The sequence below is a fragment of the Thauera sp. genome (assembly GCF_035444905.1).
Lineage (GTDB): Bacteria > Pseudomonadota > Gammaproteobacteria > Burkholderiales > Rhodocyclaceae > Thauera.
Genome location: NZ_DAOMPS010000001.1, coordinates 106,789 through 123,122, shown reverse-complemented (window position 1 = coordinate 123,122; position 16,334 = coordinate 106,789). Strand labels below are relative to the sequence as shown.

The 16,334-nt window shown below is 68.6% G+C and carries 17 protein-coding genes; 3 read left to right on the top strand and 14 right to left on the bottom strand.

Annotation, left to right across the window (positions count from 1 at the left end):
- Positions 1-89 precede the first annotated feature (89 nt).
- The 12 genes from PLC66_RS00565 to PLC66_RS00510 all read right to left on the bottom strand — a co-directional run bounded on the left by PLC66_RS00565 (position 90) and on the right by PLC66_RS00510 (position 10,998).
- Positions 90-1,010, bottom strand: coding sequence for an MBL fold metallo-hydrolase (locus PLC66_RS00565; protein WP_324536833.1), 921 nt, complete (start codon positions 1,008-1,010; stop codon positions 90-92).
- On the bottom strand, positions 1,007-1,204 hold the full coding sequence (locus PLC66_RS00560; protein WP_324536831.1) for a DUF1289 domain-containing protein: 198 nt from the start codon (positions 1,202-1,204) through the stop codon (positions 1,007-1,009). Before PLC66_RS00560 ends, PLC66_RS00565 begins: the two co-directional genes overlap by 4 nt.
- Positions 1,201-1,401 (bottom strand): DUF1289 domain-containing protein, encoded by a 201-nt coding sequence (locus PLC66_RS00555; protein ID WP_324536829.1) that lies wholly within the window; start codon positions 1,399-1,401, stop codon positions 1,201-1,203. The genes PLC66_RS00560 and PLC66_RS00555 overlap by 4 nt, the downstream gene beginning before the upstream one ends.
- Positions 1,402-1,512: 111 nt before the next feature.
- Positions 1,513-2,448 carry a hydroxymethylglutaryl-CoA lyase gene (locus tag PLC66_RS00550; RefSeq protein WP_324536827.1) on the bottom strand — a complete coding sequence of 312 codons (936 nt, stop codon included), beginning with the start codon at positions 2,446-2,448 and terminating at the stop codon, positions 1,513-1,515.
- Positions 2,449-2,543: 95 nt separating this feature from the next.
- Positions 2,544-4,235: an AMP-binding protein gene (locus tag PLC66_RS00545; protein WP_324536825.1), complete on the bottom strand. Its 1,692-nt coding sequence runs from the start codon at positions 4,233-4,235 to the stop codon at positions 2,544-2,546.
- A 105-nt stretch (positions 4,236-4,340) separates the two neighbouring features.
- Positions 4,341-6,341, bottom strand: a complete 2,001-nt coding sequence (locus PLC66_RS00540) for an acetyl/propionyl/methylcrotonyl-CoA carboxylase subunit alpha (RefSeq protein ID WP_324536823.1) — start codon at positions 6,339-6,341, stop codon at positions 4,341-4,343.
- Positions 6,334-6,459, bottom strand: a complete 126-nt coding sequence (locus PLC66_RS00535) for a hypothetical protein (protein ID WP_324536821.1) — start codon at positions 6,457-6,459, stop codon at positions 6,334-6,336. The genes PLC66_RS00540 and PLC66_RS00535 overlap by 8 nt, the downstream gene beginning before the upstream one ends.
- A 68-nt stretch (positions 6,460-6,527) precedes the next feature.
- Positions 6,528-7,316 (bottom strand): enoyl-CoA hydratase/isomerase family protein, encoded by a 789-nt coding sequence (locus tag PLC66_RS00530; RefSeq protein WP_324536820.1) that lies wholly within the window; start codon positions 7,314-7,316, stop codon positions 6,528-6,530.
- A gap of 26 nt (positions 7,317-7,342) precedes the next feature.
- Positions 7,343-7,771, bottom strand: coding sequence for a PIN domain-containing protein (locus tag PLC66_RS00525; RefSeq protein WP_324536818.1), 429 nt, complete (start codon positions 7,769-7,771; stop codon positions 7,343-7,345).
- Positions 7,768-8,139 carry a type II toxin-antitoxin system Phd/YefM family antitoxin gene (locus tag PLC66_RS00520; RefSeq protein ID WP_324536816.1) on the bottom strand — a complete coding sequence of 124 codons (372 nt, stop codon included), beginning with the start codon at positions 8,137-8,139 and terminating at the stop codon, positions 7,768-7,770. The genes PLC66_RS00525 and PLC66_RS00520 overlap by 4 nt, the downstream gene beginning before the upstream one ends.
- 55 nt (positions 8,140-8,194) lie before the next feature.
- Positions 8,195-9,802, bottom strand: coding sequence for a carboxyl transferase domain-containing protein (locus PLC66_RS00515; protein ID WP_324536814.1), 1,608 nt, complete (start codon positions 9,800-9,802; stop codon positions 8,195-8,197).
- A gap of 14 nt (positions 9,803-9,816) precedes the next feature.
- Positions 9,817-10,998 (bottom strand): isovaleryl-CoA dehydrogenase, encoded by a 1,182-nt coding sequence (locus PLC66_RS00510; RefSeq protein WP_324536812.1) that lies wholly within the window; start codon positions 10,996-10,998, stop codon positions 9,817-9,819.
- Between the two features lie 161 nt (positions 10,999-11,159).
- Between PLC66_RS00510 and PLC66_RS00505 the strand changes: the two genes are divergently transcribed.
- Positions 11,160-12,227, top strand: a complete 1,068-nt coding sequence (locus tag PLC66_RS00505; RefSeq protein ID WP_324536810.1) for an AraC family transcriptional regulator — start codon at positions 11,160-11,162, stop codon at positions 12,225-12,227.
- Between the two features lie 11 nt (positions 12,228-12,238).
- On the opposite strand, the gene PLC66_RS00500 is transcribed toward PLC66_RS00505, so the two are convergent.
- Positions 12,239-13,309 (bottom strand): toll/interleukin-1 receptor domain-containing protein, encoded by a 1,071-nt coding sequence (locus tag PLC66_RS00500; RefSeq protein WP_324536808.1) that lies wholly within the window; start codon positions 13,307-13,309, stop codon positions 12,239-12,241.
- 152 nt (positions 13,310-13,461) lie between these two features.
- On the opposite strand from PLC66_RS00500, the gene PLC66_RS00495 reads away from it, so the two are divergent.
- The gene (locus tag PLC66_RS00495; protein WP_324536807.1) at positions 13,462-14,430 is read left to right on the top strand and encodes a hypothetical protein; all 969 of its coding nucleotides are present in this window, start codon (positions 13,462-13,464) and stop codon (positions 14,428-14,430) included.
- Between the two features lie 62 nt (positions 14,431-14,492).
- The gene (locus tag PLC66_RS00490; protein WP_324536805.1) at positions 14,493-14,975 is read left to right on the top strand and encodes an acyl-CoA thioesterase; all 483 of its coding nucleotides are present in this window, start codon (positions 14,493-14,495) and stop codon (positions 14,973-14,975) included.
- 67 nt (positions 14,976-15,042) lie between these two features.
- Here the strand turns inward: PLC66_RS00490 and PLC66_RS00485 are convergent, their stop codons facing one another.
- The gene (locus PLC66_RS00485; protein WP_324536803.1) at positions 15,043-16,263 is read right to left on the bottom strand and encodes an MFS transporter; all 1,221 of its coding nucleotides are present in this window, start codon (positions 16,261-16,263) and stop codon (positions 15,043-15,045) included.
- Between the last annotated feature and the right edge of the window lie 71 nt (positions 16,264-16,334).

Below are 16,334 nucleotides of genomic sequence, written 5' to 3'. Positions count from 1 at the left end.
GGCTCGTGACGACCGCCTGCCCGAGGGGGCGGCGCCTCGCGAGCGGTCGCGCACAGCGAGGCGGCGGCCGAGCAGGCCCATCACCCGGCTCAGCTCGCCACCAGCATGCCGTGCTCGCGTCGCGCCACGCCGGCCCGTTCGAGCTCCTTCACCAGCCAGCCGGCAAGGGCGTCCGGCGCCAGCCCGAGGAAGCGCTGGTTGGCCTCGCGGTACAGCGGCGTCTCGTCCAGATGGCGCGGCAGCTCGTCGAGCGCCATGCTGCGCACATCGAGCAGGCGGAAGGTGATGCAGGCGCGGATGGCGTTGCGCGCCATGCGCGCGCCGTCGGCCTCGAAGGCGCGCAGGCGGGCGAAGGCGCGCTCGAGCGCGTCGTCGAACTCGGCGAAGGGTGCGCCGTGGCCGGGGATGACCACGTCGACCGCCAGCCGGCCGATGCCTTCCAGCGTGCGCCGCGCCTCGCCGAGGCCGTCGCCGGTGCCCAGCACGTCGGCGAACAGGATGCCGAAGCCGTCGCGCCACAGCGCGTCGCCCGACATCAGGACGCGGCGCTCGGCGTTGTAGTAGGCGAGCGCGTCCATATCGTGGCCGGGGGCGGCAATCGCCTGCCATTCGAGTTCGCCGGCGAGAAAGCGGTCGCCGGGCGCGAGCGTGGCGTCGACGTGGAAACGCTCGCCGGCCTGGGCGGCGGTCGACAGCAGCAGCGCCGCCTCGTCCCAGTGCGTCACCGCGCGCTCCATGCCGACCGGCACGGTGATGCTGCAGCCGAAGGCGCGCTGCACGCTGGCGTTGCCGCCGATGTGGTCGGAATGCGAATGGGTGTTGATCAGCCGCGTCAGCTGCCGGTTGTGGAGCGCGGCGCGCAGCAGCGCCACCGTTTGCGCGGCGTGGCTGACGTAGCCCGAATCGATCAGGGTCACCTCACCGCCGTCGAACAGCAGCACGTTGTTGGCCGACAGCCAGCCGCGCTCGAAGACCTGCAGGGTATCGGGCAGGCGGGGGCGTGCGCTCAATCGCTGCCCTCCCCGAGCTGGGCGGCGACGTTGGCCGGTAGCGGCGTGGGCTTGTCGTTCGCGGGCACCAGCGCCTCGGGCGGCGGCGCCACCGGCACGCCGTTGATCTCGTCGGCGGTGCGCCCACAGCCCAGGCACACGCCCGAATCCCAGTCGATCATGCACACGCCGACGCACAGCGCATCGCCACTCATGCGCGCCGCTCCACCGCAGGCACGGCCGCGTCCATCCATTCTCGGCGCTCGGCGACCGCGGCGAGGATGGCACGGCGGTCCTCGTCGCTGGTCCGGCTCCAGCGCGTGATCTCCTCGATCGTGCGCTGGCAGCCTTCACACCAACCCGTTTCGGGGCTCATGCGACAGATGTTGATGCAGGGGGAAGCAACACTCATGTCGAAATCTCTGTAGGGGCGGCGGGCGGCCCATGCGTGTGGTTCGCCTCGTGAAACTGAAACCGGATTATGAACCAGCCGGCGCAGACGCGCGCGCCCACCGGCCCAGCTTCAGGTGCCGAACGCCTTGGCGCGCTTGGCCAGCACCGCACGCGCCACCCGCGAGGCCGGCTCGCGGCCGAGCTGGGCACTGATCCAGGCGGCGGTATCGACCAGCGCATCGAGCTCGATGCCGGTCCCGATGCCCAGCCCATGCAGCAACCAGACCACATCCTCGGTGGCGACGTTCCCCGAGGCGCCGGCCGCGTAGGGGCAGCCACCCAGGCCGCCGACCGAGGCGTCGAACACCGCCACGCCCATCTGCAGCGAGGCAAAGACATTGGCCACCGCCATGCCGTAGGTGTCATGGTAGTGGCCCGCGAGCTTGGCCACCGGCACGCGCTTCGCCACCGCCTCGAGCATGCGGGCGATGCTAGCCGGGGTACCAACGCCGATGGTGTCGCCAAGCGAGACCTCGTAGCAGCCCATCTCCATCAGCGTCGCCGCCACGTTCGCCACCGCCTGCGGCGCGATCGCGCCCTCGTAGGGGCAGCCGACCACACAGGAGACGTAGCCGCGCACGCGCACCCCGGCGGCGTGCGCCGCCTCGGTGACGGGGCGGAAGCGTTCCAGCGACTCGGCGATCGAGCAGTTGATGTTCTTCTGGCTGAAGGACTCGGAGGCGGCGCCAAACACCGCGACCTCCTTCGCCCCGGCGGCGAGCGCGGCCTCGAAGCCCTTGAGGTTGGGGGTGAGCACCGGGTAGGCGACACCGGGCGCGGCGGCGGCGAGCACGCGCGGCAGCAGCTCGGCGTTGTCGCCCATCTGCGGCACCCACTTGGGCGACACGAAGGAGGTGGTCTCGATCGCCTTCAGCCCGGCGCGCTCGAGGCGCCGCACCAGTTCGAGCTTGGTGTCGGTGGAGACGAGCTGCTTCTCGTTCTGCAGGCCGTCGCGCGGGCCCATCTCGACGATGCGGACGGCGGTGGGCAGGCTGGTGGTCGTCATGAATCGGTTTCCTGTCGAATGACGATCGCGCCCGGCGCTCCCAGGGGGGAGGAAACGGTCGCGATGCGGGTTGGCCTCGATCGGGCGGCCGGCGCTCAGGCGGTCTTCGCCTCGTCGAGCCCGAGCTCTTCCTTCATCTTCTGGCGGATCAGGAACTTCTGGATCTTGCCGGTCACCGTCATCGGAAAGCTGTCGACGAAGCGGATGTAGCGCGGGATCTTGTAGTGCGCGATCTGGCCCTGGCAATGGGCGCGCACCTCGTCCTCGGTAAGACGTTCGCCCTCGCGGACGATGATCCAGGCGCACAGCTCCTCGCCGTACTTCTGGTCGGGAATGCCGACCACCTGCACGTCGAGCACCTTGGGATGGGCGTAGAGGAACTCCTCGATCTCGCGCGGGTAGATGTTCTCGCCGCCACGGATCACCATGTCCTTGATGCGGCCGACGATGTTGCAGAAGCCCTCGTCGTCGATCACCGCGAGGTCGCCAGTGTGCATCCAGCCGCCGGCGTCGATCGCCTCCTTCGTCTTGGCCTCGTCGTCCCAGTAGCCGAGCATCACCGAGTAACCGCGGGTGCACAGCTCGCCCGCCTGGCCGCGCGGCACGATGCGGCCTTCGGTGTCGACGATCTTCACTTCCAGATGCGGCTGGACACGGCCAACGGTGGACACGCGGCGGTCGATGGGGTCGTCGGTGCCGCTCTGGAAGCTCACCGGCGAGGTCTCGGTCATGCCGTAGGCGATGGTCACCTCCGACATGTTCATCTTGCCGATGACCCGCTTCATGACCTCGATCGGGCACGGGCTGCCGGCCATGATGCCGGTGCGCAGGCTGCCGAGGTCGAACTCGGCGAAGCGCGGATGATCGAGCGCGGCGATGAACATCGTCGGCACGCCGTAGAGGGCGGTGCATCTTTCCTGCGCCACAGTCTCCAGCACCGCCAGCGGCTCGAAGGCCTCGGCGGGGTAGACCATGGTGGCGCCGTGAGTCAGGCAGCCGAGGTTGCCCATCACCATGCCGAAGCAGTGGTAGAGCGGCACCGGGATGCACAGGCGGTCGCCCGGCACGAGCTTGATCGCCTCGCCGACGAAGAAGCCGTTGTTGAGGATGTTGTGGTGCGACAGCGTCGCGCCCTTGGGGTGGCCGGTGGTGCCGGAGGTAAACTGGATGTTGATCGGATCGTCGAACTGCAGCTTCTCGGACAGCACGGCGAGCGCGGTCAGCTCCTCGCGGCTGGGCGTCCGCAGCAGCGCATCGAAATTGATCATGCCGGGCGAGGTGTCCGCGCCCATGCGGATCACCATCTCCAGGCTGGGCAGACGGTGGCTGCGCAGCAGGCCGGGCTCGCAGTGGCCGAGCTCGGGCGCGAGGTCGGCGATCATCTCGAGGTAGTTGCTCGACTTGAAGGCGGGCGACAGCACCAGCGCGCGGCAGCCGACCTTGTTGAGCGCGTATTCGAGCTCGGAGCGGCGGTAGGCGGGGTTGATGTTCACCAGAACGAGGCCGGCCTTGGCGCTGGCGAACTGGGTCAGCGCCCACTCCATGGTGTTCTGCGACCAGATGCCGATGCGCTCGCCCGGCTCGAGGCCAAGGCGCATCAGCCCGCAGGCGAGCGCGTCGACGCGGCTCTTCAGCTGCGCGTAGGTGAGGCGCACATTCTGGTGGCGCACCACCAGGGCCTCGCGCTCGGCGTGGCGCGCGCAGGCCTCATCGAAGAAGCGGCCGATGGTCTGGCCGATCAGTGGCTTGTCGGATGCGCCGTGGACGTAGCTCTGCGTATTGCTCATCGAGTTGTATCTCCTCTCCATGCAAGGCGCGCCGGCTCTTGCGGCCGGATCGCGCCCTCGGGCTCAGGCCCTTTTCAGCGTGTTCGCTCGCGACTGCCGCGCCGGTCAGGCGGCGGCTTCGAACTCGACCAGCTCGGCCCCGTCGCCCACCTGGTCGCCGACGCCGAAGCGGAAGGCCTTCACCGTACCGGCCGCAGGCGCGGTGATCGTGTGTTCCATCTTCATCGCCTCCAGGATCAGCAGCGGCGCGCCCTTCTCGACCTTGGCGCCCTCGGCGGCGACCAGGGCGATGACCTTGCCCGGCATTGGCGCCAGCAGGCCGCCTTCGGCACCGCCGCCTTCACCGCCGTGGTGCAGCGGGTCGACCGCGGCGAGCTGCCAGGCGCGGCCCTTGGCGAAGACGTGACGGCGGCCGGCGGCGGCGATCACGGTGGCGTCCATGCGCGTGCCGTCGAGCTCGACGCGCAGCAGGCCGCGTTCGTTCAACTCGCCGCGCGCCTCGACGCTGCGGCCGGCAATCGTCAGCCGCCAGGCGCCGGGCAGGTAGGCAACATCGACGGCATGGTCGGTGTCAGCATGGCGGAACAACAGGGTGCGACGCGCGGTGGCGTTCATGCGCCAGCCGTCGCGGGCATGCCAGGGTGAGCGCGCATCCGCCGTGCGCTGGGCGCGCTTGTCGGCCAGTGCCGTCTCACGCAGCAGCTCGGCGAGCGCGGCGATCTGGAAGACCTCGTCGGGCACGCCCTCGTCGGCGGGAAAGAGATAGGCCTTCTCGCGCTCGATCAGGCCGGTGTCGAGGTCGGCACCGGAGAACGCCGGGCAGGCGGTCAGTCGCGACAGGAACTCGATGTTGTTGGCCACCCCCACCACGCGGTAGTCGGCCAGCGCCTGCAGCATGCGGGCGAGCGCGCGGTCGCGGTTGATGTCCCACACGATGAGCTTGGCGATCATCGGGTCGTAGTGCGGGCTGATCTCGTCGCCCTCCTCGACGCCGGTGTCGACGCGCACGTGCAACGATTCGGCCGGCGGCGCCAGGTGCACCAGCTTGCCGGTGGAGGGCAGGAAGCCCTTGGCCGGGTCCTCGGCGTAGATGCGCGCCTCCAGCGCATGGCCGCGGATCTGCAACTGCTCCTGCTGCAGCGGCAGCTTCTCGCCCGAGGCCACGCGCAACTGCCACTCCACCAGGTCGAGCCCGGTGATCATCTCGGTGACCGGGTGCTCGACCTGCAGGCGGGTGTTCATCTCCATGAAGTAGAAGGAGCCGTCCTGGTTGGCGATGAACTCGACCGTGCCGGCACCGACGTAACCCACCGCCTTGGCGGCATCGACCGCGGCCTTGCCCATCGCCGCGCGGCGCTCGGGCGTCATGCCGGGCGCGGGGGCTTCTTCGAGCACCTTCTGGTGGCGGCGCTGCACCGAGCAGTCGCGCTCGAACAGGTACACCACATTGCCGTGGGTGTCGCCGAAGACCTGGATCTCGATGTGGCGCGGCTTGGTGATGTACTTCTCGACCAGCACATGGTCGTCGCCGAAGCTGGAGATCGCCTCGCGCTTGCAGGACGCGAGCAGGTCGATGAAGTCCTCGGACTTCTCCACCAGGCGCATGCCCTTGCCGCCGCCACCGGCCGCGGCCTTGATCAGCACCGGGTAGCCGATGGCATCGGCCTGCTGGTGGAGGTAGGCGGGCTCCTGGTCGTCGCCGTGGTAGCCGGGGGTGAGCGGCACGCCGGCCGCTTCCATCAGCTTCTTCGCCTCGGACTTCGAGCCCATGGCGCGGATCGCCGACACCGGCGGGCCGATGAAGACGATGCCTTCGCGCTCGCAGGCGTGGCAGAAGTCCTCGTTCTCGGACAGGAAGCCGTAGCCGGGGTGGATGGCCTGGGCGCCCGTGGCCTTGGCCGCAGCGATGATCTTGTCGATCACCAGGTAGCTCTCGCGCGCCGCCGCCGGGCCGATCAGCACCGCCTCGTCGGCCAGGCGCACGTGGCGGGCGTTGGCATCGGCCTCGGAATACACCGCAACGGTCTTGATGCCCATGCGGCGGGCGGTCTTGATGACGCGGCAGGCGATTTCACCTCGGTTAGCGATAAGGATTTTGTCAAACATCGCGGTGCTCCTCGGTGAAATCTGCCGAGCATGCTGCGCATGCAAGGCGATTTGACTTCGTCGCTGCGGCGCTGCGCGCCTGGTCCCCGCGATTGGCAATCAGGATCTTGTCGAACATGTTGTCTCCAGCGTGTCTTGTGTCGGTTTGGCCCGAGTCTGGGCGCGAGTCCGGCCCGATCGCGGCATTCAGCCCTGCGCGATCCAGGCTGCGGGGCGCTTGTCGAGGAAGGCGGCGAGGCCTTCCTTCGCCTCGGGCGTGGCGCGCAGGCCGGCGATGCGGCGCGCGGTGTCCTCCACCACCGCGTCGCTCACCGGACGGTTGGCCACCGCGCGGATCAGGTCCTTGGCCGCGGCCTGCGACTTCGGGCCGCCCTGCAACAGCGCCTCGACCACTTCGCTCACCTTGGCGTCCAGTTCCTCGGTCGCCACCGCTTCGTGCGCCAGCCCCAGCGTAGCCGCACGCGTGGCATTGATGCGCTCGGCGGTCTGGAAGTAGCGATAAGCCTGGCGCTCGCCGATGGCGCGGATCACATAGGGGCTGATCGCCGAGGGGATGATCCCGAACTTGACCTCGGAGGTGGCGAACACCGCCTTATCCCCGGCGATGCAGATGTCGCAGGCGCTCGCCAGGCCCATGCCGCCACCGAGCGCCGCGCCATGCACGCGCGCGATGGTCGGCTTCTTCATCTCGGCCAGGGTACGCAGCATGCCAGCGAGCTTCATCGCATCGGCGAAGTTCTCCGCCTCGCTCGCCTCCCCGGCGGCCTTCATCCAGTTGAGGTCGGCGCCGGCCGAAAAGCTCTTGCCCCGCCCCGCCAGCACCACCGCGCGCACCGTATCGTCGGCATCGAGCTCGATGCAGGCGGTGGTGAGGTCGGCGATCAATTGCGCGTTGAAGGCGTTATGCACGTCCGGACGGTTCATCCAGATCGTCGTCACGCCGGTTTCACGTTGAATTTCAAGCGTTTCGTACATCGTATCTCCTCGCCTCGGTGGGCGTTTCACTCGTTCCCGGTTGCGAACCAGTTCTCCAGTCGCAAGCCGTCGAAGCATTCGAAGTCGCGCGTGTTGCGCGTGACCAAGGTGAGGTTCCGGGTCGCGGCCGTGGCCGCGATCTGGCCATCGAGCAAGGGCGGCGGGCGTCCGATCGCGGCGAGTCGCGCACGTTCACTCGCCAGCCAGCGCGCGGCATCGGTATCGAAGGGCAGCACCTGCAGCCTGCCGATCCCGAACATGCGCTGATAGCCCTCGCGCAGGTAGCAACCACGCGCCGTATCACCCAGCAACGCCACCCCCGACCACAACTCCAGATAAACCACACTGGAACTCACACAAACGGCCTCATGGGCCCTCGCCAAGGCCGCAACCCTCGGGTCCGGGCGCGGCCGCAGCAACTCGGAGAGGATGTTGGCGTCGAGCAGATACTTCACGGCTTGCTCCTGCGCCCCCTGCCGGACTGCGCGCCAACCTCCGGTTCTGCGACGCGCAGCGTCGTAGCACCATCCAGGTCGGCGTATTCGTCGGAGCCGAAGTCCACCCGTGGCATGTAGGGTTCGCGATCCCGCACCGCCTCGAGTTCGGCCTCCGTCAGACCCTCGATCCCCTCGGGCAAGCTTGCCCGCCAGGCGTCGAGCTGGTCCATCCACGAGACCGTCGCCCCCCGAACCCGCTCGTACTCCTCGAACGACACCACCACCGCCACCGGCTTGCCGCGGCGGGTGATCGTGACCGGCTTACCCGCTTCGGCCTGATGGATCAGCGCGGGCAACTGGTTCTTCGCATCGGCAATCGAGATCATCTGCACCTCCTTTGATGGCTATCTACATAGCCATTCTAGACCTCGCCTCGCTGCATTACATCCGGAACACGCCGAACTTCGTCGGCTGGATCGGCGCGTTGAGCGCGGCGGACAGCGACAGGCCGAGGATGCGCCGCGACTGCGCCGGATCGACCACGCCGTCGTCCCACATGCGCGCGGTGGCGTAGTAGGGATGACCCTGGAACTCGTACTGCTCGCGGATCGGCGCCTTGAAGGCCTCTTCCTCTTCCTTGCTCCAGGCGCCGCCCTTGGCCTCGATGCCGTCGCGGCGTACGGTGGACAGCACGCTCGCGGCCTGCTCGCCGCCCATCACGCTGATGCGCGAATTCGGCCACATCCACAGGAAGCGCGGCGAATAGGCGCGGCCGCACATGCCGTAGTTGCCGGCACCGAAGCTGCCGCCGATCAGCATGGTGATCTTGGGCACCTGTACGGTGGCGACCGCGGTCACCATCTTGGCGCCGTCCTTGGCGATGCCGCCGTTCTCGTACTTGCGCCCGACCATGAAGCCGGTGATGTTCTGCAGGAACAGCAGCGGGATACCGCGCTGGCCGCACAGCTCGATGAAGTGCGCGCCCTTCTGCGCCGATTCGCCGAACAGGATGCCGTTGTTGGCGACGATGCCCACCGGGTAGCCGTGGAGTTGGGCGAAGCCGCACACCAGGGTGGTGCCGTACCTCGCCTTGAACTCGTCGAAGCGCGAGCCATCGACCACGCGGGCGATGATCTCGCGCACATCGAAGGGCTTGCGGGTGTCGCTGGGGATGATGCCGTAGATCTCTTCCGGGTCGTACAACGGCGCCTCGCCTTGCCCCAGTGCCAGGCCGATCGGCTTGGTCCGGTTGAGGTTGGAGACGATGCGGCGCGCGATGTAGAGCGCGTGGGCGTCGTTCTCGGCCAGGTGGTCGGCCACGCCGGACAGGCGTGTATGCACGTCACCGCCGCCCAGGTCCTCGGCACTCACCACCTCGCCGGTGGCCGCCTTCACCAGCGGCGGGCCGCCGAGGAAGATCGTGCCCTGGTTCTTGACGATGATGGTCTCGTCCGACATCGCCGGCACGTAGGCCCCGCCCGCGGTGCACGAGCCCATCACCACCGCGACCTGCGGGATGCCCTTGGCCGACATGTTGGCCTGGTTGAAGAAGATGCGGCCGAAGTGGTCGCGGTCAGGGAAGACCTCGTCCTGCCGCGGCAGGAAGGCGCCGCCCGAGTCGACCAGGTAGATGCAGGGCAGGTTGTTCTGCTCGGCGATCTCCTGCGCGCGCAGGTGCTTCTTGACCGTCATCGGGTAGTAGGTGCCGCCCTTCACCGTGGCGTCGTTGGCCACGATCATGCACTCGACGCCCTGCACGCGGCCGATGCCGGTGATGACGCCCGCAGACGGCGCCTCGTCGTCATACATGCCGTACGCAGCCATCTGGCCGACCTCGAGAAAGGGCGTACCCGGGTCGAGCAGATGGCCGACGCGGTCGCGCGGCAGCAGCTTGCCGCGCGCGGTGTGCTTGGCGCGCGCCGACTCGCCGCCGCCGAGGCTGACCTGGGCGGCCTTGGCGCGCAGGTCCTCGACCTGGGCGCGCAGACTGGCGGCGTTGGCCTGGAAGTCCTCGCTGCGGGTGTTGATGCTGGATTTGATCACGCTCATCGCAGACGCTCCGCTCAACGGGTTTCGGAAAACAGCTCGCGGCCGATCAGCATGCGACGGATCTCGCTGGTGCCGGCGCCGATCTCGTACAGCTTGGCGTCGCGCCACAGGCGGCCGACCGCATATTCATTGGTATAGCCCACGCCGCCCAGGGCCTGGATCGCCTCGCCCGCCATCCAGGTGGCCTTCTCGGCGGTGTAGAGGATGACGCCGGCGGCGTCCTTGCGCAGCGTGCGCGCATGGTCGATGCGGTCGCAGGCCTGGCCCACGGCATAGGCGTAGGCGCGGCAGGCGCTCCAGGTGGAATACAGGTCGGCGATCTTGCCCTGCATGAGCTGGAACTCGCCGATCGGAGTATCGAACTGCTTGCGCTCGTGCATGTAGGGCACGACCGCATCCATGCACGCCGCCATGATGCCGAGCGGGCCGCCCGACAGCACCGCGCGCTCGTAATCCAGGCCGCTCATCAGCACCTGCACGCCGCGGCCGATGTTGGCCTCGCCGCCGAGCACGTTCTCGACCGGCACCTCGACGTCGTCGAAGAACAGCGGATAGGTGTTGGAGCCGCGCATGCCGAGCTTGTCGAGGTGGGTGCCGTGGGAGAAGCCCTTCATGCCCTTCTCGATGATGAAGGCGGTGATACCCTTGGGGCCGGCGGCGAGGTCGGTCTTGGCATAGACCACCAGAGTGTCGGCGTCGCCGCCGTTGGTGATCCACATCTTGGCGCCGTTGAGGATGAAGCGATCACCATGGCGATCGGCGCGCAGCTTCATGCTCACCACGTCGGAACCGGCATTGGGCTCCGACATCGCCAGCGCGCCGACGTGATCGCCCGAGATCAGCTTGGGCAGGTACTTCTGCTTCTGCGCCTCGGTGCCGTTGCGGCGGATCTGGTTGATGCACAGGTTGGAGTGCGCGCCGTACGAGAGGCCCACCGAGGCCGACGCGCGCGAGATCTCCTCCATCGCCACGATGTGGGCGAGGTAGCCCATATCGGTGCCGCCGTACTCCTCGCTCACCGTCATGCCATGCACGCCGAGGTCGCCGAGCTTCTTCCACAGGTCGGCGGGAAACTCATTGACGCGGTCGATCTCGGCCGCGCGCGGGGCGATCTCCGCCGCGCAGAAGGCCTGCAAGGTATCGCGCAGGGCGTCGATGGTCTCGCCGAGGTTGAAGTTCAGGCTGGGCACGTTCATGGGGTGTCTCCTTCTCGAGGTTGTCCTGGCGCTGTGGGCTCGTTGCGCAAATCCATTATGGACGGCGCATGCCCGAGGATGGGCGCAGATTAGCCGCCCCGACAGCCTCATGAGTGCCATCATGGTTGCAATTCGTGCCATTGGGGCTAGCATTCCGGCACATGAAGATCCTCACCCCCTCGGCCGCCGAACTCACCCTGGGCCGCGCGGCTACGCCGATCGCCTTCATCCGCGCGATCGTCACCGCGTATCGCCGCCGGGGCATGGATCCGGCCAGCGCGCTGGCGCAGGCGCAGATCCCGCCAGCACTGCTCGACGACCCGCATGCCGGCGTCACCGCCGCGCAGATGGAGGTGATGTCGGGCGTGGCGATGCAGGAGCTCGACGACGAGACCCTGGGCTGGTTCTCGCGCCGGCTCCCCTGGGGCAGCTACGGCATGCTGTGCCGGGCATCGCTCACTGCGCCGACGCTGGAGGTGGCACTCAAGCGCTGGTGCCGCCACCACCGCCTGCTCACCGAAGACATCGTCCTCGCGTTCACCCAGCAGCGCGGCACCGCCACCATCCGCATCGCCGAGCACACGCCGCTGGGTGAGCTGCGCGAGTTCTGCCTCGTCTCCACCCTGCGCTACCTGCTCGGCTACCTCTGCTGGCTGGTGGACTCGCGCATCGCGCTGTCCGAGACCACCCTGCCCTTCGCCGCGCCGCCCCACGCCGACGCCTACCGCTACCTGTTCCCCGGCCCGGTCCGCTTCGAGGCCGATGCCGCCGCCCTCGCCTTCGATGCGCGCTACCTCGAGCTGCCGGTGCGCCGAGACGAGAAGGCCCTGCAGACGATGCTGCAGCGGGCACTGCCGCTCACCGTACTGCAATACCGCCGCGACCGCCTGCTGGTGCACAGCGTCGCCCAGATCCTCGCCGCCGACCCGGCCGCGACCCACACCGCCGAGGACATTGCCGCCCAGCTCAACACCTCGGTGCGCACGCTGCACCGGCAATTGAAGGAAGAGGGCGTCTCGCTGCAGCGGCTGAAGAACGAGGCGCGGCGCGAGCGGGCGATCAGGCTGCTGCTGCAGACACGCCGACCGGTGAAACAGATCGCGGCTGCGGTGGGCTTCGACAGCGAGAAGAGCTTTGCGCGGGCGTTCCGGGAGTGGACGGGGGTGGCACCGAGCGCCTACCGGACGGACGCTCTGGCGGAAACGCTGCAGCCTTTGCCGCCGCGCTGATTGCGCCAGGATCAACCCACCGAGCGCCTCAACACCGCTTCGATCGCCCCCACCACAGCCGCGCTCACCGCCTGCCAGTTGGCGTTGTCGATGCGCGGGGTCTGGTAGCGCAGCAAGGGCCTGAGTGGCTGGGGCAAGGCGTCTTCCGGGGGCAGTTGGGCATCGTCCACCAGCAAGGGCATGATCCGCTTCTGCCCTGCAAGCAGGGACTCGAGTTCAAACCGCAACACATCGCCCTCGTCCCACAGTCGCGGCCGGCCCTGCGCGTCACCCGCCATGAAGCCGCGCCCGATCAGCACTACGCCGACCTTGCTGGCTGCGATCGCTGCACCGATCGTCTCGCGCCAGTCCGCGCTCGGGTCGATGCCGTGCAGGTCCATGAACACGCGGCGCGCGCCGAAATGCTCGATGAGGTCGTCGCGCAGGCGACCGGCGGCCATGCCGGCGTCCGCACGACGATAGGAGATGAAGATGTCGGCCTGCCCGGCGAGCGTGCCCAGCAGCAGCCGCGCAAGCGGCCCGGTGCTGTTGATCCAGGGCACGGCCAGGCTCAGGAACTGCGTCTGGCTCAGCCCCGGCACGGGCGCCTCGCCCCAGGTCCGCAGGATCTCGTGGAACACCTCGCGCGACTCGCCGCCCGCGAAGGGAATCGGCAGCACCGGTTTGCCGGCGTCGATGAAGCGTCGCGCAATGACAAGGGAGCCACTCCGCCCGCCGATCATCACTGCGGCGCCGGCACGCCCGATCGCCTGCTCGATCCACTCGTCGTAGTCCGCCAGACGCAAGGTGCACTCGGCCGGCGCGGCAAAGCCCTCGCCCGGCAGGAAATAGCCGCGCTGGAAGTGCGGCAGCCACAGCTGCAGGTAGCCCGTCGCCGGCGCCAGGCCGCGGCGCAGGCATTCCGCCCAGAAGGCACGCGCCGCGACCCTGTCCACCCCCGGCGTGTTGCCGGTGATCAGCCCGAATCCGCTGCGCGCCAGTTCGCGCCCCACCATGTCGGCAAGGCGTCGGAACGGCCGATACCAAGGAAGCGGAACACTGAAGGTGGTGCCAACGACGAGGATGTACGGGTAGGCAGGCATGGAGGGATCACCTTGGTGACGCTCGTGGTATTCAAGCTAAGCATAGACAAGGGCGCGCATCCGGCACCCGCTGTCTCGAGCCGCCTGCCGATCCTGATTGACCCGGCGGCCGTTCCGACTATGTTGAATACGTTGCCAAACGGGAGCCGCACATGACGAGAACTTCAATCGGGGCGGCGATGCTGGCGCTCATTGCCGCCGCGCTGACCTGCGATCCCGCCGCAGCGGCATCCGTGCCGGGCACAGGGGTCGAACTCCAGCCGCCGGAAGGATTCACCCCGTCGCAGCGGTTTCCTGGATTCGAGCACCCGGCGCAGGGCGCTTCGATCGTGGTCAGCGAAATGCCGGCCGGGTACGCCGAGCTGCGCGCCGCATTCAGCCGCGAAGGGCTGGCATCGCGCGGAATGGAGCTGCTCGACGCAAAAGACGTCAGGGCGGCGGGTGCGCAGGCCTACCTCGCACACGTCAGCCAGCATGCAGCAGGGATCGAGTTTCGCAAATGGATGCTGCTTGCGCCGCGCGCGGGCGAAAGCGTGCTGGTCGTCGGCACGTTTCCACGCACGGCGCCCGCGGCATTCGGCGAGGCGGTGCGCGTGGCGGTGCTGAGCACCGCGCTGACGAGGACCGGGCGGGCGGCCCCGACGGCCGACCTGCCCTTCCATGTCGAGGCGGGTTCACGGCTCAAGGTCGCCGGGCGCATGGGGCACATGCTGCTGTTGAACCGCAACGGGTCGATGACGCGCACCTCGGCGGATGAGCCCTTGTATGTCGTCGGTCCGTCCCTGGGCAGGGACGCGATCGACGATCTGCCGCGCTTCGCCGAACAGCGCGCGCACCAGACCGCGGAGATCTCAGGCCTGCGCGGCATCCAGGGCCGCAGCCTGAGAGTGGATGGGCTGGCGGCGTACGGGATCGTCGCCGATGCCAAGGACCAGCGCAGCGGGCTGCCGCTGCGCTTCTACCAGGTCATCGCACCCGACAGCGATGGCTACTTCATCTTCCAGGGGCTGGTTGGCAGCAACCTCGCCACGGAGTACCTCGCGGAGTTCCGCCGCCTCACCGACACCTTCCGCCGCCAGCCAACGCCACCAGCGCCGCGCGGCCCTACGGTGGCAAACTAGCGACGCGCCGGCCGCCATGATCCGCACGCCCCGGCCCCCCTTCATCACCACGAGACCCCGCAATGGACCTGCCCGCCCACCAGCTCACCATGACCGTCCTGATGACGCCCGACACCGCGAACTTCTCGGGCAAGGTTCACGGCGGCGCCATCCTCAAGCTGCTCGACCAGGTGGCCTACGCCTGTGCCAGCCGCTACGCCGGCCACTACGTGGTCACGCTCAGCGTCGACCAGGTGATGTTCCGCCAGCCGATCCAGGTCGGCGAACTGGTCACCTTCCTCGCCTCGGTCAACCACACCGGCAACTCGTCCATGGAAGTGGGCATCAAGGTCGTCGCGGAGGACATCCGCGCCAAGGTCGTGCGCCACGTCAATAGCTGCTTCTTCACCATGATCGCGGTCGATGACGACGGCCGGCCGACCAAGGTGGCGCCGCTCACGCCCCACACTGCGGACGAACGCCGCCGCTTCGCCGAAGCCGAGCTGCGCCGGGCGATGCGGCGTGAGATGGAGCGCAAGTTCGCCGAGGTGCACGGCGGGCAGTGAGCGTCGATGTGCAGGGGCGGCTTGCGCCGCACCCGCCAGCGGAAATCGCGTTGGACCGCCTGTCCGTTCAAGCTGACTGGGCGGCGCGCGCGCAGTCGACCTCATGGATGCGCCGGTCGCGCCCGGCCAGCATGCCGAACACCGCCATCGCCAGCGACAAGGCCACGCACAGCGTCAGGGCCAGACTCCAGCCCTGCGACATGTCGCGCACGCTGCCGATCAGCGGCGGGCCGAAGGCGGCAAGGAGGTAGCCGACGCATTGCGCCATGCCCGACAGCGCCGCCGCCTGGCGCGCATTGTCGGTGCGCAAGCCCATGAACATCAGCGCCAGGATGATGCAGGCGCCCGCTCCGAAGCCGAAGCACGCCACCCACAGGCCGGCCAGCTGCGGCAGCTGCTGCAGGCCGAGCAGGCCGACGGCGACCAGCAAGGACATCGCCAACACCACCAGGCGCTGATCCTTCAGGCGCTGGATCAGGGGCCCCAGCAGCAGGCCGGGCACGGCCGAGGCGAGCTGCATCCAGCCATGCAGCGAACCCGCCTCGATCGGCGAATAGCCGCGACTGGTCAGGATGGCGGGCAGCCAGCCGACCATCACGTAGTAGATGAAGGAGTTCAGCCCCATGAACAGCGTCACCTGCCAGGCCAGCGCGTGACGCCACACGGGACCGCCACGTGGCGCGGAGACGACCGGTGCGGCGGCCGCCGCGCGGCCGAGCTGCGGCCACCACAGCAGCATCGACGCCAACGGCAGCACCAGCATTGCCAGCAATGCGCCCGACCAGCCCAGGCCGAAGCCTGTTGCCAGCGGGAACATCGCCGCCGAGGCGATCGCGGCGGCAACGCCCATCGTCAGCGCATAGGCAGCGGTCACTGCGGCGATGCGGGTCGGGAAGTCGCGCTTGAGCAGACTGGGCAGTAGCACGTTGCCCACTGCGATCCCCGCCCCCAGCGCCGCGGTACCCGCGAACAGGCTCCATGCCAGCCCGGCAGAGCGCAGGACGATGCCGCCTGCGATCAGGGCCAGCGCGCCAAACAAGGCCCGCTCCAGCCCGACACGGCGCGCCAGCCAGGGCGCCAGCGGCGAAACCAGGGCGAAGGCCAGCAGCGGCAGCGTGGTCAGCAGGCCGGCGTGCGCGGTACCGAGCGCAAACGCGTCCTGGATCATGGACAGGACCGGGGCAAGCCCGGTGATCGGCGCGCGCAGGTTGGTGGCGACCAGCAGGATGCCGATCAGCAGCAGCATCGGACGCAGGTCGCGGAGGGCAAGGGAAGGGCTGTGGCTCATGGAGAACATCGATCAAGGCATGCGAGAGCCCCGAGCTTAGGGATTTACCGGCTGGGCGTATCTGGATAGAT

Coding starts and splice junctions, on each gene's coding strand:
- PLC66_RS00540 (WP_324536823.1), bottom strand. CDS start 6,341: ATGTTTGACAAAATCCTTATCGCTAACCGAGGTGAAATCGCCTGCCGC.
- PLC66_RS00510 (WP_324536812.1), bottom strand. CDS start 10,998: ATGAACGTGCCCAGCCTGAACTTCAACCTCGGCGAGACCATCGACGCC.
- PLC66_RS00500 (WP_324536808.1), bottom strand. CDS start 13,309: ATGCCTGCCTACCCGTACATCCTCGTCGTTGGCACCACCTTCAGTGTT.
- PLC66_RS00560 (WP_324536831.1), bottom strand. CDS start 1,204: ATGAGTGGCGATGCGCTGTGCGTCGGCGTGTGCATGATCGACTGGGAT.
- PLC66_RS00520 (WP_324536816.1), bottom strand. CDS start 8,139: ATGATCTCGATTGCCGATGCGAAGAACCAGTTGCCCGCGCTGATCCAT.
- PLC66_RS00490 (WP_324536805.1), top strand. CDS start 14,493: ATGGACCTGCCCGCCCACCAGCTCACCATGACCGTCCTGATGACGCCC.
- PLC66_RS00505 (WP_324536810.1), top strand. CDS start 11,160: ATGAAGATCCTCACCCCCTCGGCCGCCGAACTCACCCTGGGCCGCGCG.
- PLC66_RS00495 (WP_324536807.1), top strand. CDS start 13,462: ATGACGAGAACTTCAATCGGGGCGGCGATGCTGGCGCTCATTGCCGCC.
- PLC66_RS00515 (WP_324536814.1), bottom strand. CDS start 9,802: ATGAGCGTGATCAAATCCAGCATCAACACCCGCAGCGAGGACTTCCAG.
- PLC66_RS00535 (WP_324536821.1), bottom strand. CDS start 6,459: ATGTTCGACAAGATCCTGATTGCCAATCGCGGGGACCAGGCGCGCAGC.
- PLC66_RS00485 (WP_324536803.1), bottom strand. CDS start 16,263: ATGAGCCACAGCCCTTCCCTTGCCCTCCGCGACCTGCGTCCGATGCTG.
- PLC66_RS00555 (WP_324536829.1), bottom strand. CDS start 1,401: ATGAGTGTTGCTTCCCCCTGCATCAACATCTGTCGCATGAGCCCCGAA.
- PLC66_RS00530 (WP_324536820.1), bottom strand. CDS start 7,316: ATGTACGAAACGCTTGAAATTCAACGTGAAACCGGCGTGACGACGATC.
- PLC66_RS00545 (WP_324536825.1), bottom strand. CDS start 4,235: ATGAGCAATACGCAGAGCTACGTCCACGGCGCATCCGACAAGCCACTG.
- PLC66_RS00550 (WP_324536827.1), bottom strand. CDS start 2,448: ATGACGACCACCAGCCTGCCCACCGCCGTCCGCATCGTCGAGATGGGC.